The sequence below is a fragment of the Halospina denitrificans genome (genome assembly GCF_004364635.1).
Lineage (GTDB): Bacteria > Pseudomonadota > Gammaproteobacteria > Pseudomonadales > Oleiphilaceae > Halospina > Halospina denitrificans.
In genome coordinates this window covers 191,831-208,617 of the sequence record NZ_SOAX01000005.1, presented here as the reverse complement: position 1 = coordinate 208,617, position 16,787 = coordinate 191,831, and the positions used below count along the sequence as shown (strand labels likewise).

Genomic DNA, 16,787 nt, shown 5'->3' with positions numbered 1-16,787 from the left:
GACCGCAGCCGAGGGTGTCCATGAGGCAGTTGCGGGCGGTGTCCCAGGCTTCTTTGTTCTTGATTTTGGGTTTGAGGACGTAGTCGGCGATTTTCTGGATGATGTCGTCGTAATCGGGGCGGATGTTGGTTTCTACGTTGGCGCTCATTGTGGTTCCTTCGGGTTTCGTTCCAGATTGATGATGAAGTGCAGGAATCAGGCGGGCGGTACTGCTTCCCGGGAATCGCTATAAATGCATCCCTGGACGCTGCGCCTCCGCCGTCGGATTATATGATGCACATCCGTACAGTGGTTTGATGCTCTCCCGTCCCAGGCCTTGGGGCGGGCATCTGCTGTACACAGTCCCATGTCCAGTTATTTTCCACTTGCCGATTCCAGGGTCCGGATGCGCTCCTGGTGTTTTGAGTGTTTTTAAGCTCTATGGTATCCGGTCAATGCATTCAAAGGCCTTCAAATATGTCCATGAACTCAGGGACCTGCGTCATCCTTCCAGAGATCTAGGATCCGCTCTGCCATAGGGTACCGTGAAGGACTGCAAGGGATGGCTTGATATATGCAGGACTCACCCCGAGGACAAAATCAAACATACAGGAGGTAGTTATGAAAATTCGGGCGGCCGTTATCGCATTGTTTCTATTACCAGCTATCGCAAATGCGGCATTGGTAAGCTGGGAATTCGACAATACGCTCATCGGCTCCACGTCACCTGGTGACCTCGACTTCTATGACCATGTCGATGGCCTATTACTTTGGGAAACTGATGGGAGCAACTTTGACCTTCTGGGCGCATCCTTTACCGGCGACGAATTCGCTTTCACCATGCATCAAGGGTCTGGGGCTGTGAACCTGAATTACGGAAAGGGTTCTCCCGGGTCTTTGTACATGTGGAGTGGACAGGCAGACGCGAACGGTGAAATCACCAATTGGCGGGGGAATGCAGTAAACATCCCCGCAAGCTTCGGGCTTAACCTTGAAAGTGATAACATTTCAGAGCCTGGTGATCCGATAAAGGATCAGATCTGGACAAACATTGATAACGATGGCTTTTTCGGTTTCGACGTTGAGGGCGTCAGGGCTTCCTTGGGATTTTGGTCTGTGCCCGAAATAACGGTCTTATCAAAAGATCCAGAATCCGCAAAAGTTCCAGAACCCGCCACATTAGGCCTCCTGGCTATCGGCTTGGCCCTGATCGGACTCCGCCGTCGGATTATATGACGCATATCCGTGCAGTGATTTGATGGTACGGCATCCTCTAACGAAAACGGCACCCCTGAAGGTGCCGTTTTTCGCTATCCTATAGCCTCAAATTCATTCAACAGCCTTCAAACAGATTCATGAACTCATGAACCGGGGTCTTCTCCAGCGTCTTCTGCTCCCTGCACAGCTCGAAAATGGTCTCCGCCCTGCCCTGGGTAAACCGTGTGGCCAGGTTGTTGCGGAATTTCTTCTCCAGAAGCGGGATACCGTCCTTGCGCCGGCGGCGGTGCCCGATGGGGTATTCAACCGCGACGTTCTCCGTGCTGCTGCCATCCTTGAAGAACACCTGGATGGCATTGGCGATTGAACGCTTGTCTTCCTCGAGATATTCCCGCGTATAGCGCTCGTCTTCCTGGACCTCCATCTTGCCGCGAATCTCGTCGATGACCGGGTTGTTGGCGTGGAAGTCGTCCTCGTAATGGTCGGCGGTCAGGTTGCCGAAGATCAGCGGCACGGCCGTCATGTACTGCAGGCAGTGGTCGCGGTCGGCGGCGTTGGCCAGGGTGCCTTCCTTGGAGATGATGCGGATGGCGGATTCGTGGGTGGTGATCACGATCCGGTCGATCTCGTCCAGGCGGTCCTTGACCTGCGGGTGCAGGGTCACGGCGGCCTCTGCGGCGGTCTGGGCGTGGAATTCCGCCGGGAAGGAGATCTTGAACAGCACGTTCTCCATCACGTAGCTGCCGAAATCCTGCGGTAGGGTGAACTGGCGCTGGTTCTCGGGCTTGACCTGCTGGTCGCGGTTGGTCTTGCTGAACAGCACGTCATAGAAGCCCCACTGGGGTGCGCTGAGCGCGCCCGGTATGCCCATTTCCCCGCGCAGGGCGATGTCGGCCAACCTTACACCCCTTGAGGTGGCGTCACCGGCGGCCCAGGACTTGCGTGAGCCGGCGTTGGGGGCGTGGCGGTAGGTGCGCAGGGACTGGCCGTCGACCCAGGCGTGGGAGAGCGCGGTCATGATCTCTTCGCGGTTGGCGCCCATGAGCTTGGCGGTGACGGCGGTGGACGCGACTTTTACCAGCACGACGTGGTCGAGGCCGACGCGGTTGAAGGAGTTCTCCAGCGCGAGCACGCCCTGAATCTCGTGGGCCATGATCATGCCTTCGAGGACGTCGCGCATGGTCAGCGGGTCCTTGCCTTCGGCGACGCGCTTCTGGGACAGGTGGTCGGCCACGGCGAGGATGCCGCCGAGGTTATCCGACGGGTGGCCCCACTCGGCGGCCAGCCAGGTGTCGTTGTAGTCCAGCCAGCGGATGATGCAGCCGATGTCCCAGGCGGCTTTTACGGGGTCGAGGCGGAAGGGGGTGCCGGGGACGCGGGCGCCGTTGGGGACCTGGGTGCCTTCTACGATGGGGCCGAGGTGTTTGGTGCATTCGGGGAAGCGCAGGGCCAGGAGGCCGCAGCCGAGGGTGTCCATGAGGCAGTTGCGGGCGGTGTCCCAGGCTTCTTTGTTCTTGATTTTGGGTTTGAGGACGTAGTCGGCGATTTTCTGGATGATGTCGTCGTAATCGGGGCGGATGTTGGTTTCTACGTTGGCGCTCATTGTGGTTCCTTCGGGTTTCGTTCCAGATTGATGATGAAGTGCAGGAATCAGGCGGGCGGTACGGCTTCCCGGGAATCGCTATGAATCCATCCCTGGACGCTGCGCCTCCGCCATCCATGGCTCCGGAGCTTCCCGGGAAGCCGTACCGCCCGCCTGATCCCCCAGATATTGTGCTGGCCGCCGCCAGCCTCGAAACCTGGGGTGGTTGTCGTTATCGTTCGTCGATCGGCAACCACTCCTGGTGTTCCGGGCCGGTGTACTCGGCGCTGGGGCGGATGATTCGGTTGTTGGCTCTCTGTTCCTTCACGTGGGCGGTCCAGCCGGAGAGGCGGGACATGAGGAAGATGGGGGTGAAGAGTTTTGTTGGGATGTTCATGTAGTAGTAGGCCGAGGCGTGGAAGAAGTCGGCGTTGGGGAAGAGTTTCTTTTCGCGCCACATGACTTCTTCGCAGCGTTCGGAGATGTCGAACAGGCTGGTGTCGCCGTAGTCTTCGGCCAGGGCGCGGGACCATTTCTTGATGATGGCGTTGCGGGGGTCGGCTTCTTTGTAGACGGCGTGGCCGAAGCCCATGATTTTCTCTTTGCGCTCCATCATGCCCAGCAGTTGCTGTTCGGCGTCGTCGGAGTCCTGGAAGCCTTCGATCATGTCCATGGCGGCTTCGTTGGCGCCGCCGTGGAGGGGGCCCCTGAGGCTGCCGATGGCGCCGGTGACGCAGGAGTGGATGTCGGAGAGCGTGGAGGCGCAGACGCGGGCGGTGAAGGTGGAGGCGTTGAATTCGTGCTCGGCATAGAGGATAAGCGAGACGTTCATCACTTCCGCGTGCAGTTTGCTCGGTTTGCGGTCGTGGAGCATGTGCAGGAAGTGGGCGCCGATGGTGTCGTCGTCCTGGTTGGTGTCGATGCGCACACCGTCGTGGCTGTAGCGGTACCAGTAGCAGATGACGGCAGGCAGGGCCGCGAGCATGCGGTCGATGTGCTCGTCCTGTTCGTCGAAGCTCTCCTCGGTTTCCAGGTTGCCGAGCATGGAGCAGCCGGTGCGCATGACGTCCATGGGGTGCGCGGAGGCCGGGATGCGCTCGAGGACTTCCTTGAGGGTGTCAGGAAGCTGGCGCTTTTGTGAAAGGCGTTTCTTGTAAGCGTCGAGTTCACGGTGGTTGGGCAGGTGGCCGCGCAGCAGCAGGTAGGCGACTTCCTCGAACTGGGCGTTGTTGGCCAGGTCGGTGATGTCGTAGCCACGGTACGTAAGGCCGGTGCCGGTCTTGCCCACGGTACACAGCGCGGTTTCGCCGGCGACCTGGCCGCGGAGGCCGGCGCCTCCGGATGGTTTCTCGCTCATGGTGTTACCCTCTTACCTGTCAGTACTGGTTACTTTTTCTGGGCGAAAAGCTCGTCGAGCTTCGCCTCGAAGTCGTGGTAGTCCAGGAATTCGTAGAGTTCCTGGCGGGTCTGCATGTCGTCGACCACGGCTTTCTGGTCGCCGTCGTCCAGCAGGTGCTGGTAGACGTTGAGCGCGGCCTTGTTCATGGCCCGGAAGGCGCTCAATGGGTACAGGATCATGCCCACGCCGGTCTCGGCCAGTTCCTCGCGGTTGAACAGCGGCGTCTGGCCGAACTCAGTGATGTTGGCGAGCACGGGTACGTCCAGCGCGGCTACAAAGGCGCGGTAGTCGTCCAGGTCCGCCACAGCCTCGGCGAAAATACCGTCGGCGCCGGCTTCGACACAGGCCTTGGCGCGGGCGATGGCGGCTTCCCTGCCCTCCTGGGCGAAGGAATCCGTGCGCGCGATGATGAAGAAATCCGGGTCATGGCGGGCGTCGGCAGCGGCTTTGACGCGGTCGACCATTTCCTCGCTGCTGACGATTTCCTTGTTTGGACGGTGGCCGCAGCGCTTCTGGGCCACCTGGTCCTCGATGTGCACGGCTGCAACACCGGCGCGTTCCATTTCGCGGATGGTGCGGGCAATATTCAGGGCGCCGCCCCACCCGGTATCAATATCCACAAGCAGCGGCAGGTCCGTAGCCGAGGTGATGCGCCGTGCATCCTCGACCACGTCGTTCATGGTGGTCATCCCCAGGTCCGGAAGGCCGAAAGAGGCGTTGGCCACGCCCCCGCCCGAGAGGTAGATGGCCTTGTGGCCGGTCTTCTCGGCCATCATGCCGCAATAGGCGTTGATGGCCCCGACGATCTGCAGGGGCTGTTGGGCCAGTGCGTCACGGAAGCGCCTTCCGGGTGAAGCTGTGTTGTTCATGAACCCACCTTAGGTTGTCATCGATTAATGGTGTCGAATACTCGGCATTCGCCAAACAGCTGTCAACAATTCACTCGTTGCCGACCACCCGGGGTTCCATCTCCAGGATTACGCCGAAACGCTTTCTCACATCTTCGCGAATCCGTTCCGCCAGCTCAAGCAGTTCATCACCGGTGCCGTTGCCATGATGGATCAGTACCAGGGCCTGGCGGGAGTGCACCCCCACATGGGATCCTCGGTACCCTTTCCAGCCGCACTGGTCGATGAGCCAGCCGGCAGCGAGTTTGTAGTTGTCGTTCTCGGGATAGGCCACCAGCTCCGGCCAGGTTTTTCGCAGGTCGGCAACCGTCTCTGGAGAGACTACCGGGTTCTTGAAGAAACTGCCCGCATTGGGCAGAAACGAGGGATCCGGAAGCTTGCGGCGGCGGATGTCACTGACGGTTTTCGCCACTGCCAGCGGTGTCAGTTCCGAATCCGGATCCTTGAGGTGACCGTACTCCTCGGCCAGCTCGCCGTAACTGAGCTGGAAGGACCTGTGCCGGGAGAGCGTCAGGCGTACGCGTGTAATCACGAAGCGCTCCGGGTCCTGCTTGAAACAGCTGTCCCGGTAACCTAAACCACAGTCGTCGCAGGTGAAGGTACGGAAGCGCGACTCCCGGCGGTCCCAGGCCTCCAGGTTGTGTAGAACCTGGCTGAGCTCCGCCCCATAGGCCCCGATATTCTGTATGGGAGCGGCGCCAACGGTTCCGGGGATGAGGGCAAGATTCTCGATACCCCGATACCCGGCCTTGCAGGCGTAGAGGACAGTTTCGTGCCAATTCTCTCCGGCCCCCAGCGTCAGCCGGGCGGTGTCGGAATCCAGCATCGCCCAGTGGCGTTCGCGTATTGCCATGGCGAGCACCAGACCCCGGAAACCGGAGCGCAGCACGATGTTGCTGCCACCACCGATGACCAGCACCGGCAAGCCCTGCTCCTCAGCCCAGCTGAACAGCTCCGGTATGGCTTCATCCTGCCGGACGCGCGCGAACCAGGTGGCCTGGCCGGGCAGTCGCAGGGTATTGCGCGCCTGCAGGTCGACCCGTTCCTCGATGACGGCGCGGTTCATTCAACCAGCCGGGTGCGCAGGTCGCGGATCAGGCCCTCGCTGGCATCGTTGATCAGATCCAGGACCCGGGAGAAACCCGAGGCGCCGCCGTAATAGGGATCCGGAACCTCATCCACGTCCGCATGCCGGGCATAGCTCAGGAAAAGCTCAACGCGGGCGCGCGAACCTTCGGGCGCCATTGCCTGGAGGTCCGCGAGGTTGGCGCGGTCCATGGCCAGAATCCGGTCAAAGGCCTCAAAGTCCGCCGGTGTAACCTGGCGGGCACGCTGGACCCCGAGATCGACTCCCTGCCCCGCCGCCACCTCGGTGGCTCGGGGATCGGGCGGATGGCCGACATGCCAGCCGCCGGTGCCGGCGGAGTCAACGCGGACCTGGTCGACAAGGTCCGATGCGGCAAGCTGTTTCTCGAAAATACCCTGGGCCGTCGGCGAGCGGCAGATGTTGCCCAGGCAGACAAAGAGGATGGAGGTGGTTTCTGCCATTTTCAGTTCACTCCGGAAAAGGGTCTTTCATTGGCCGGCAACGGCCTTGCGCACACGTTCAAGGTCCTCGGGGGTATCCACCCCAGCCGGCGGTGTATCACGGGCGACGGCAACCTGGATCCGGGCCCCGTGCCAGAGCGCCCTGAGCTGCTCCAGCGATTCTGTCTGCTCCGGGGGCGCCGGGTGCCATTCAACAAACTGGCGAAGCAGGCTGACCCGGTAGGCATAAATGCCGATGTGCCGATAGTAGTCCGTGGTGTCCGGCAATTCATCCCGGGCCTGGTCGTTGTCAAATACGCCCCGGGCCCAGGGAATGGGCGCGCGGGAAAAATACAGCGCCCTGCCCGCCTCGTCCATCACCACCTTCACCACATTCGGGTTGAACAGGTCTTCGGCACTGGTGATGCGCTCGCAGAGCGTGGCGATGGCGGCATCCGGGTTCTCTTCCAACGCGGCTGCCACCTGATTGATCAGCGTCGGCGGAATCAGGGGCTCGTCGCCCTGGACGTTCACCACGATGGCGTCGTCGTTCAGGGCGAGGCGGCGCACCACCTCTTCCAGCCGGTCCGTTCCCGAGGCGTGGTTCGCATCGGTCATCACGGCCTCGGCCCCGAAGTCCGAGCAGCGTGCCAGAACCTCCTCGGAGTCCGTTGCCACCACCACCCGCTCGGCGTCGCTTTCAGCCGCCCGGTTCCACACGTGGCGGATCATGGGGTGGCCGCCAATATCAGCAAGCGGCTTGCCGGGCAGCCGGCTGGAGCTGTAGCGCGCCGGTATGATGACGGTAAATGCCATGATGCCTCCCTGTGGCTCAGCGAACGGGTGTCAGTCGTTCATCGGTGGTCAGGGTGCGGGCCTCCTCGGACAGCATCACGGGAATCCCCTCCCGGATCGGAAAGGCCATGGCGTCGTTGCGGCAAATCAGCTCCATGGACTCAGGGTCGTACACCAGCTTGCCGTGACAAACGGGACAGGCCAACAACGCGATCTGACGTTTATCCATTCGATGCATTCTCCATCAGGGCTGCAAGTCGTTGTTCGAGAAGCGTTTCAAATCCTTCATCGGGCTGGGCGATCACATCAAGGATCCAGACTTCGGCCCCCGCGATGTCCATACATTTTACGGCATCCTTGGCGGTCATCACGACAGGGCCGTGGATGACACTCAGATCTTCCGTCTCAAAGCGGTGATGATCGCCGTAGGCGTGAGGAATCACCCGGGCACCCAGTTCGTTCAGGGTATCGAAAAACCGGTTCGGATGCGCGATCCCGGCGACGGCGTTAACCACCCGTCCGTTGAGCCACTCCAGGGGGCGCATTTCATCATCCACGAGCCGGCGCAGGCCTTTCGGCACCAGGCGTATCGCGTGCCATTGGCGTTCATTCAGTGGCGGCTGGTTGAATGCCGGATGGCTCGGCGTACCGGTACTCAGGCAGAAATCCACGGTGCGTACCCGGTCCAGGCTCTCCCGCAGTGGCCCTACCGGCAGCAATTCGCCGTTGCCGGGGCCGTTGGTGCCGTCAAAGATGCAGAACTCAAGGTCACGCCCCAGTGCGTAGTGCTGCAGGCCATCGTCGCAGATCAGTATGTCCCCGAGGTCCTGTTGCTCCGCGTATTGGGCCGCCCTGGCGCGCTTCGGGTCCACCAGCACACAGAGGCCGGTCTGTTGGGCCAGCATGACTGGTTCATCACCACAATCCACGGGATCGGAGTCCGCCACTACGAGGAATGGGTAATGGTCCGGCTGGGCGCCATAGCCACGACTGAGGATGACCGGACGCCAACCCTGGCGGCGCAGGTAGGCAGCCAGCCAGGCGGTGAAGGGGGACTTGCCGGTTCCGCCCACTGTCAGGTTGCCGATCACCAGTACGGGGAGTCCGGAACGGTACACGCGCCTGTGCCCATTCCGGTAAGCGTTGCGTCGGCGTGCCGAGAGCCAGCCAAAGAGCCGCGCCAGTGGCGCCAGCCAGCGCAGGGGCTTGGTGCTTGTGTACCAGAGGCGTGTAATACGCTGGCTCATGGGCGTGGTGTTCCTGTCAGGTTGGTGCCTGTTCTTCCGAGAGCTGCATCTGGTGCAATGCGGCGTAGGCTCCGCCCGCCTTGAGCAGTTCCTGGTGCGTGCCGATTTCCGCCAGACGCCCACCGTCCAGGACCGCGATCCGGTCGGCGGATTCAATGGTCGACAGCCGGTGGGCAATCACCAGGGTCGTCCGCCCACGCATCACCACTTCCAGGGCTTCCTGGATATAGCGCTCAGATTCCGTATCCAGTGCCGAGGTGGCCTCGTCCAGGATCAGAATGGGGGCGTCCTTGAGCAGGGCCCGCGCAATGGCCAGGCGCTGGCGCTGGCCGCCGGAGAGCAGCACGCCGTTATCACCGACGACGGTGTCAAAGCCCTCCGGAAGCCGGTCAATGAACTCCAGCGCGTGGGCCTTGGCGGCGGCCTCGCGGATGGCTTCGCGGGTCGCGCCCCGGGTCTCGCCGTAGGCGATGTTGTTGGCGACGGTATCGTTGAACAGCACCACGTTCTGGGTGACCAGCGCGATCTGGCGACGCAGGGCCTCAAGACTGAAATCCTGGACAGAGACGCCATCAATCAGGATGTCGCCATCGGTAAGCTCGTAGAACCGTGGGAGCAGGCTCGCCAGGGTCGATTTACCGCTGCCCGAACGGCCCACCAGTGCCAGGGTTTCCCCGGCGCTGATGTCCAGGTTGATGCCGTTGAGCACGTAGTCGTACTGGTCCTGGTAGTGGAAATACAGATCCCGGACCTGAACCTCACCGGAGACGCGGCCCGGGTCATAGCTGCCGGTATCCTGCTCGGGCGGATAGTCCAGGCTTTCGAAAATGCTGTGGGAGGCGGCAATGCCCTTCTGGATCTTGGCGTTGACCGAGGTCAGCTGGCGCACCGGCTTCGCCATGGTGGAGGCGGCGGTGATGAAGGCCACGAACTGGCCGGTGGTCATCTGGTCCCGGAATTCCGGCGACAGCGAGACCCAGATCAGCAGCCCGATGGAGAAGGCAACGATCAGGTGCACAACGGGCGTGCTGACCGCCTGGGTCATGGCCATCTTAAGGCTTTGGCGCAGGTTGTCACGGCTGACCTTGCGGAAACGGCCGGACTCGTGATCCCCACCGCCAAAGGTGCGCACCACCCGATAACCGGTGATCGCCTCGGACGAAACATGGGTCACATCCCCCATGGAATACTGGATCTTGCGGCTGATGCGCCGGAACCGCTTGCTGACATAACTGATGATCCAGCCAATGAGCGGCCCGACCGCCAGGAACAGCAATGTGAGCTTCCAGTTGATGTAGAACATGTACCCGAGGAGGCCCAGAACGGTCAGACCCTCGCGCAGAACAATGGTTATCGCATCCGTGGCGGCGTCCGTGACCTGTTCGATATTGAACGTGATCTTTGACACCAGGTGGCCCGAGGATGTCTGGTCGTAGAACCGGCAGGGCAGCTGCATCAGGTGGTCGAACGTCTGGATGCGCATGGTGTTGACGATGTTCCGCCCCACATAGCTCATGAAGTACTTGCTGAAGAAGAACCCAAGACCCCGGATCCCGAAGACGCCGACAATCAACAGGGGCAGGAAGAGGCGGTTTTCCTCGGTGGGGTTTTCCAGCGCTTCAATAACGAATTCCATGGACGCCGCCATGCCGGTGGAGGCGCCGGCATAGACGGCGTTCCCCAGGGTCGCGATCAGGAACGGCACCCATAAGGGAATCGCGTAGGCCAGCAGGCGTCGGTACACCTGCCAGTTGGTCATGTCACCGGCAGCGGCGTCATTCGTTGTCATTGCTGGGCGTTCGCTGGGTACTGATGCTCAGGGCCGAGAAGCCGAGGGTGCCTGCAACGTCCATGGCCCGGACCACCAGTTCATGGCTGGTCTTGGCATCCGCGGTAATCACGAAGGGAATGCTGGTGTCGTCCCCGGCCACCTGGCGGATTCGTTCCAGCAGCGCGTCACGATCGCTGCTGTCCAGGCGCTGGTCATTCACCGAGTATTGCCCTTCCGCGTTGATCTCCACCTCCACGTGATCGGCCGGTTGCTCTGCCTCCTTGCCATCAGCTTCCGGCAGGTCTATCTCGAGTTCCGTCTTCTGCGTGAAGGTGGTGGAGACCATGAAGAAGATCAGCAGCAGGAAGACCACGTCGATCAGGGGCGTCAGGTTGACCGACACCTCCTGGTTGGTCTGGCGCCGGAATTTCACGACTCTGAATCCTCGTTGACCACGATGTCACGATCGCCATGAACCACTTCGACCAGCTTCATGGCTTCCTGCTCCATGTTGACGACCATCTCGTCGACACGGCGAATGAAGAAACGGTGGAAGATCAGCGCCGGTATGGCGACAGTCAGGCCGGACGCCGTGGTGATCAACGCCTCCGATATGCCGCCTGCCAGTACGCCGGGATCGCCCACACCGGCAAGCTGGATCTGGGCGAAGACCTTGATCATGCCGATAACGGTGCCGAGCAGGCCCAGCAGCGGCGTAATCACGGCAATGGTGCCCAGCGGGTTGAGGAAGCGCTCCAGCTCGTGGACGACCTGGGAGGCCTCGTGCTCGATGCTTTCCTTCATGATGTCGCGGCCATGCTTGGCGTTGGTCAGGCCCGCGACCATGATGCGCCCGAGGGGCGAGGATTCCTGTACAAGCCGCAGCTTGCGGGAGTTGAGTTCCTTTTTCTTGATCCAGCGCCACAGCTCATTGGTGGTCGCCGGGGGCGCCACACGATTCACGCGCAGCGCGTAAAAGCGCTCGATGATGATGGCCAGCGCCAACACGGAACAGATCAGCAGCGGAATCATGATGAATCCGCCGGGCCTAAGAAGCTCTAGCACGCAGTCTCTCCCTGCCATTGAACAAGCGCCGATACTTTAGCACAGCCTGGGTGCGAACGGGCAACGATCAGGGCGCCGGATGCCAGGGGCTGGTTGATCGTGCCTTTGTAAGCCTGGGCGCATCATCACCCAGCGAGACGACGACCTCGCCGGTTTCCGCGCTCACCAGTGGCGCCACACCCGCCTGGCGGTAACGCTCGGCCGCCGGCGGCGATGGGGACCAATCCGCCGGACTGAGTATGGCCCACCTGGGGTCCAGGGCCTCGATCAACCCGCGCTGGGAGGAACGCCCTGCTCCGCCCCTGGGGGCCAGCAGCAGCTCAACGGCATCCGGCTTATCCAGGGAGGCCAGCAACCTGCGTTCACCGCTGCGTCGGATCGGCCCGAAGAGTACGGCCCTGAAGCCCTGAAGCCGGACAATCAGATTGCACGCCTGCTCCGTCCGGGTCAGCGCGTCGCCCCGGGGATCCCGCCAGGCATTCAGGACCACGCCATCCAGCTCGAGCTGCTCACTCTGTCCACAGGCATGAGCCTGAATCAGGTCCCGCACCACCGGTCCCTGGCTGAAATTCCAGTGCACCTCCGGCCGGACACCAGGGTGACTCAGGATTACCGCCTCCAGCCGCTCCACCCCCAGAGAGGACAGCCAGGGGAAGATCCGGTCCCGCGTCCGCTCGCGATAGCCAGCAACCGGAGCGCGGGCATCAAACAGCACCGCCCTGTCGTCGAGCCGAACTAATGCCACGGGGCCGCCGACCCCATCCGGGAAACGCAGCTCGATACCCGGATCCGGCGCCGTATCCTCAAGGACCGGCACCGTCAGGACCACCAGGGCCGCCCCGGCGATCGTGCCTCGGTAGCGCCACCCCACCGGACCAAGGGCAACCAGTATCCCAATGGCCAGGAGAATCGCGGCACCGACGCTGATCCCCGAAAAGGACCATTCCAGCTCCGCCAGTGAGGTAAGCAAACCCCAAAGGAGACGGAAGATCAGATCCAGCCCGGGCTCCACCCAGTCCGCCGTGGAGGGAGCCATCAGAACCAGGGGCGCCGCCAGCAACAGCAGGGGCATGACCACGAGGCTGAGCATTGGGATCGCAATGAGGTTCGCCGGCAACGCCAGCAGCGAAGGCTGGAGCCCAAAGCCGAGCATCACCGGCATCAGCCCGGCAACCACGGCAAACTGGGCAATCAACAGGGAGCGGGCCGGGCCCGTACCCGCCTGCCGCGAGCCAAACGCGAGAATCAGACAGGCCACGGCTCCGAAGGAAAACCAGAAGCCCATTCCAAGCAGGGCCCTGGGCTCGAGCGCAATGACAAAAACTGCCGCCAGCAGCCAACCATCCCAGAGCCGCCACTGCCGACCGCCACTGACCAGCACCCCGGTGACGGCAACCATGACCAGTGCCCTCTGGGTGGGTACCGTGAATCCGGCGAGCAGCGCGTAACCCAGCGCGCCCACAAGGACCAGGCCAAGGGGCAGCCAGCGCCCGAGACGGGGGTAACCCGGGGAAGTCCGCGCTGCCGGAGCAGCCAGCACGCGGCCAACGAGCATCGCCACCAACCCAAGATGAAGGCCGGAAATGGCGACAAGATGCTGGGTACCGGTAGCTTCAAGCACGTCCCAATGGGACTCCCCCAGTCGGGCACGGCTGCCGAGCAACAGCGCCTCGGCCAACTCAGGGTGTCGCATCCGCGACAGGTGCCGCTCAAGCCGGTGAATGAGCTCAATGCGCCACTGGTGGTACTGGCAGGCCAGGCCGCAGTGGTCCGCCAGTGGCTGCCGATCCACCAGCTCCGCCGTGGCCTGGATGCGCTGCTGATAGAGCCAGCGCTCGTAACCACCGCCGCCTGTATTCAGTGGCGCGATCGGTGGTTCCAGACGAAGCGTAAGGCGCATGGCGCCGGCGATCTCATGACGCGAGAGGTTGCCATCCGTGGTGACCCGGACGGCCCCGGTGCGAAACCAACCCCGTTGCTGGATATCGGGACCCGCCGGACAGAACAGAAAACTGAGGCGCCCCCCGGAATCCGCCGTGGCGGGGGCGCAGACATACCCCTCAAGGATCTGCTGGCCGCCCTCGAAAGCCGCTTCGGGCAGGTCGGTTAGCGGAGGGGCGGTCAAATCCAGTATTATTGCGCAGCCGGCGAGTGCGAGCATCCATGCGCGCATTGCTGTATCTCCCATTCATCCCTGGTGATCCGCTCCGGGCGGACTGACGACGTGCTATGGACAAGCGGTTCATCAAACGCTTTATCCCGAACCCGGAAAAACTCCGCAGAACCCGTTCGTTGCGGTTCCTGGGCGCGTTGATTCACGAACCCAACCTCTGGCACATCAACCGGCACTCCGTCGCAAGGGCCGTCCTGCTTGGGGTGTTCTGGTGCATGATTCCCATGCCGTTCCAGTCCGTGCCCGCCGCACTCACCGCCATCTGGTTCAACGCCAACCTGCCGCTGACCCTGGTCACCCTCTGGATCAGCAACCCGATCACCATGCCGCCGCTGATCTATCTTGCCTACGCCATCGGCACCCTGGTACTGGGGCGTCCCGAAGAGGCAGAAACCTTCCAGCTCAGCTGGGAGTGGATCAGCGAGCGCCTGATCGAGGTGGGCGTGCCACTTTACATCGGCTCCCTGATACTGGGGGTGACTCTTTCCGTGTCCAGTTACCTGCTTATCCAGTATCTCTGGCGCCGCCAGGTTCGCCACAAGTGGCACAAGCGCGTTCGCGAGCGCGAGCTCAGGTGTCAGCCACCGGAGTGAGCCCGCCATGCTCCAGGCGGCAGACGCGCCCCATGGTGCCCGCCAGTTCGGGATCATGGGTGACGACCACAAAGGCGGAGGCCACCTGTTCATTGAGTTCGCGGATCAGCGCCTGGATCTGCTCGCCCGTGTCGTCATCCAGGTTGCCCGTGGGTTCATCCATGAGCACGCAGCGCGGTTCGTTGACCAGGGCCCGGGCAATGGCCACCCGCTGGCGTTCGCCACCGGACAGGGCGGAGGGCTTGTGCGTCAGGCGCTCACCCAGCCCGACGCGTTCAAGCAGGTGGCGCGCCCTGTCCCGGGACTCCCGCAGTGAGCGCTGCCCCAGGGCCGCCGGCAGGGCCACATTGTCCAGCGCCGTGAATTCCGGCAGCAGGTGGTGGAACTGGTAGACGAAGCCCAGGGCACTGTTGCGGAAACGGCACCGGTGGCGCTCCTTCATGCCGTGGATATCCTCACCGCCGATCAGTACCTCGCCGTCACTGGGGCGGTCCAGCCCCCCCAGCATATTGAGCAGCGTGGTCTTGCCCGATCCGGAGGTGCCAATAATCGCCATCGTCTCGCCCTGGGCAACGCTCAGGTCCACCCCGGAGAAAACGGTCAGGCTCGAGCGCCCTTCCCGGTAGGTCTTGGTGAGGTTCCAGCACTGGATGATGGGTGTTTCACTCATAACGCAACGCCTCCGCGGGCTGTACCCGTGATGCCCGCCATGCGGGGTAGATGGTGGCCAGAAGACTCATGACGAGGCCGGCGCCGCCGACAATCATCACGTCGTTCCATTGGAGTTCCGACGGCAGGTAGCTGATGAAATACACGTCCGCGCTCAGGAACTGCATGCTCAGAACCGACTCAACCCACTCGATGACGCCGCTGACGTTCATCGCCAGCGCAATCCCCAGGAGGGTGCCGATGATGGTACCCCCAACACCGATCACCGCCCCCTGGACCATGAACACGCCCATGATGCCCCGGGGCGTCATGCCCATGGTGCGCAGTATGGCGATGTCCGCTTTCTTGTCGGTCACCACCATTACCAGCGCAGAGACAATGTTGAAGGCCGCCACCGCCACGATGAACATCAGCAGGAGACCAATCATGGTTTTTTCCATGCGGATGGCCTCGAAGAGATTGCCGTGGGTGTGGGTCCAGTTGGTAGTGCGGTAACGGTTCCCTGGCAGCTCCTGGGCGATGCGATCCGCGACCATGGGCGCCTTGAACAGGTCATTGACCTTGATTCGGATCCCCTGGGCCTTGTCGCCCAGACGCAGCAGCTTGGCGGCATCCTGGTAGTGGACCAGGGTGTAGCTGCTGTCCAGCTCCGCGCCAACGCTGAAGGTGCCCGCCACGGTGAAGCGTTTCAGGCGCGGCAACACCCCGGCGGGCGACACCGAGGCCTCCGGCAGCACCAGGGTTACCCGGTCGCCCTGGCCTACCCCGAGCCGTCGAGCCAGCGAGGTCCCGATGATGATCTGGAAGCTGCCCGATTCCAGATTGGCAAGACTGCCGGTGACCATATGGTTCTGGATGATGGAAACATCCACTTCCTTCTGCGGATGGATGCCATTGATCATCACGCCCTGGACCTGGCCACGCCCCGTCACCATACCCTTGGCCTGGGTATAGGGGGCAACGCCCACCACATCGGGATCCTGGGCGGCGATATCGGCAACCGATCGCCAGTCATCAAGCCCTTCCCGGGACTCAACCACCGCGTGGGGCACCATGCCCAGAATCCGTTGCTTGAGCTCACGGTCAAAGCCGTTCATCACCGAGAGCACGGTAATCAGCACCATCACCCCCAGGATCAGACCCAGCATGGACACCAGCGAGATGAAGGAGATGAAGTGATTGCGGCGTTTAGCGGCCGTGTAGCGCAGGCCGATGAAGACGGAAAGCGGTCTGAACATGAATGGTCTATCCGGTTATTGGGCCGGGCATCATCGCCCGCCCTGCAAGTTATGAAATCGCTGTTACACTTTGATTGACTGGACTCAGGAGGAAGTCGTGCGGATTATGGCCTTTCAGCAAAAGCCCTTGCAAGACAACCGGGAAAACGACGAGTGACTCGACGCACGCCAACCTTGCGCTATAGTGACAGACAGGAACAGTTCATGCCGGATCTTTGGAAGTGACAACCATGCCGCAATTATCGCCAAACCTTTTATCAACGCGCCTGACCGGATTCATCGCCGGCGCCCTGCTGACGGCCGTGTTCAGCACCGCCACGGTGGCCCAGAACACGGGAAGCGCCGAAAGCATGGAGCGCCAGCAGGCACAGCCGCTCTCCCTGAAAATCCACAAGGACTACAACCTGCGCACGCCGCGCCGCGGCGAAGCCATGGATTCCGTGGAGCGGCGCTTCGGTGCTCCGGAATCGGTCCGTGGTCCCGTGGGGGAACCGCCCATCACGCGCTGGGAGTATCAGCGGTTTGAAGTCGTCTTTGAGAGTGACCGGGTTATCCATACCGTCATTGAACCTGACACGGACGGCTGAACCCGCTATCCTCGCGCTTTTCACCCTTGCTGCCTC

Annotated in this window: 17 protein-coding genes; 3 read left to right on the top strand and 14 right to left on the bottom strand. The window is 62.1% G+C overall.

Annotated elements, in window-relative coordinates; genetic code table 11:
• The first annotated feature begins 600 nt into the window (after positions 1 to 600).
• A complete protein-coding gene (locus DES49_RS11810) occupies positions 601 to 1,215 on the top strand; it encodes a PEP-CTERM sorting domain-containing protein (RefSeq protein ID WP_133736626.1) in 615 nt (204 codons plus the stop codon).
• Positions 1,216 to 1,312: 97 nt separating this feature from the next.
• On the opposite strand, the gene prpD is transcribed toward DES49_RS11810, so the two are convergent.
• From prpD to DES49_RS11750, 12 genes are all read right to left on the bottom strand, one after another.
• Positions 1,313 to 2,800 (bottom strand): 2-methylcitrate dehydratase, encoded by a 1,488-nt coding sequence (gene prpD / locus DES49_RS11805; protein ID WP_133736625.1) that lies wholly within the window; start codon positions 2,798 to 2,800, stop codon positions 1,313 to 1,315.
• Between the two features lie 211 nt (positions 2,801 to 3,011).
• Positions 3,012 to 4,136 (bottom strand): bifunctional 2-methylcitrate synthase/citrate synthase, encoded by a 1,125-nt coding sequence (prpC, locus tag DES49_RS11800; RefSeq protein WP_133736624.1) that lies wholly within the window; start codon positions 4,134 to 4,136, stop codon positions 3,012 to 3,014.
• Positions 4,137 to 4,165: 29 nt separating this feature from the next.
• Complete coding sequence (prpB, locus tag DES49_RS11795; RefSeq protein WP_133736623.1) at positions 4,166 to 5,047, bottom strand: methylisocitrate lyase; 882 nt, start codon at positions 5,045 to 5,047, stop codon at positions 4,166 to 4,168.
• A gap of 70 nt (positions 5,048 to 5,117) precedes the next feature.
• Complete coding sequence (gene murB, locus DES49_RS11790) at positions 5,118 to 6,152, bottom strand: UDP-N-acetylmuramate dehydrogenase (RefSeq protein WP_133736622.1); 1,035 nt, start codon at positions 6,150 to 6,152, stop codon at positions 5,118 to 5,120.
• The gene (locus DES49_RS11785) at positions 6,149 to 6,634 is read right to left on the bottom strand and encodes a low molecular weight protein-tyrosine-phosphatase (protein ID WP_133736621.1); all 486 of its coding nucleotides are present in this window, start codon (positions 6,632 to 6,634) and stop codon (positions 6,149 to 6,151) included. Before DES49_RS11785 ends, murB begins: the two co-directional genes overlap by 4 nt.
• A gap of 27 nt (positions 6,635 to 6,661) precedes the next feature.
• Positions 6,662 to 7,429: a 3-deoxy-manno-octulosonate cytidylyltransferase gene (kdsB, locus tag DES49_RS11780; RefSeq protein WP_133736620.1), complete on the bottom strand. Its 768-nt coding sequence runs from the start codon at positions 7,427 to 7,429 to the stop codon at positions 6,662 to 6,664.
• 16 nt (positions 7,430 to 7,445) lie between these two features.
• Positions 7,446 to 7,637, bottom strand: coding sequence for a Trm112 family protein (locus DES49_RS11775; RefSeq protein WP_133736619.1), 192 nt, complete (start codon positions 7,635 to 7,637; stop codon positions 7,446 to 7,448).
• Positions 7,630 to 8,655 carry a tetraacyldisaccharide 4'-kinase gene (gene lpxK / locus DES49_RS11770; RefSeq protein ID WP_133736618.1) on the bottom strand — a complete coding sequence of 342 codons (1,026 nt, stop codon included), beginning with the start codon at positions 8,653 to 8,655 and terminating at the stop codon, positions 7,630 to 7,632. Before lpxK ends, DES49_RS11775 begins: the two co-directional genes overlap by 8 nt.
• A 16-nt stretch (positions 8,656 to 8,671) precedes the next feature.
• The gene (msbA, locus tag DES49_RS11765; RefSeq protein WP_133736617.1) at positions 8,672 to 10,444 is read right to left on the bottom strand and encodes a lipid A export permease/ATP-binding protein MsbA; all 1,773 of its coding nucleotides are present in this window, start codon (positions 10,442 to 10,444) and stop codon (positions 8,672 to 8,674) included.
• A complete protein-coding gene (locus DES49_RS11760; RefSeq protein ID WP_133736616.1) occupies positions 10,431 to 10,859 on the bottom strand; it encodes an ExbD/TolR family protein in 429 nt (142 codons plus the stop codon). Before DES49_RS11760 ends, msbA begins: the two co-directional genes overlap by 14 nt.
• A complete protein-coding gene (locus DES49_RS11755; protein WP_133736615.1) occupies positions 10,856 to 11,491 on the bottom strand; it encodes a MotA/TolQ/ExbB proton channel family protein in 636 nt (211 codons plus the stop codon). The genes DES49_RS11760 and DES49_RS11755 overlap by 4 nt, the downstream gene beginning before the upstream one ends.
• Positions 11,492 to 11,558: 67 nt before the next feature.
• Entirely contained in the window at positions 11,559 to 13,664 is a 2,106-nt protein-coding gene (locus DES49_RS11750) for a ComEC/Rec2 family competence protein (protein WP_166646070.1), read from the bottom strand.
• A gap of 56 nt (positions 13,665 to 13,720) precedes the next feature.
• On the opposite strand from DES49_RS11750, the gene DES49_RS11745 reads away from it, so the two are divergent.
• The gene (locus tag DES49_RS11745; protein WP_208297036.1) at positions 13,721 to 14,257 is read left to right on the top strand and encodes a DUF2062 domain-containing protein; all 537 of its coding nucleotides are present in this window, start codon (positions 13,721 to 13,723) and stop codon (positions 14,255 to 14,257) included.
• Here the strand turns inward: DES49_RS11745 and DES49_RS11740 are convergent.
• Both DES49_RS11740 and DES49_RS11735 read right to left on the bottom strand, forming a co-directional pair.
• The gene (locus DES49_RS11740; RefSeq protein ID WP_133736613.1) at positions 14,235 to 14,927 is read right to left on the bottom strand and encodes an ABC transporter ATP-binding protein; all 693 of its coding nucleotides are present in this window, start codon (positions 14,925 to 14,927) and stop codon (positions 14,235 to 14,237) included. The two genes, DES49_RS11745 and DES49_RS11740, sit on opposite strands and share 23 nt — an antisense overlap.
• Positions 14,920 to 16,164 carry a lipoprotein-releasing ABC transporter permease subunit gene (locus DES49_RS11735; RefSeq protein ID WP_133736612.1) on the bottom strand — a complete coding sequence of 415 codons (1,245 nt, stop codon included), beginning with the start codon at positions 16,162 to 16,164 and terminating at the stop codon, positions 14,920 to 14,922. The genes DES49_RS11740 and DES49_RS11735 overlap by 8 nt, the downstream gene beginning before the upstream one ends.
• Positions 16,165 to 16,394: 230 nt before the next feature.
• On the opposite strand from DES49_RS11735, the gene DES49_RS11730 reads away from it, so the two are divergent.
• Complete coding sequence (locus tag DES49_RS11730; protein ID WP_133736611.1) at positions 16,395 to 16,751, top strand: hypothetical protein; 357 nt, start codon at positions 16,395 to 16,397, stop codon at positions 16,749 to 16,751.
• Positions 16,752 to 16,787: the final 36 nt, after the last annotated feature.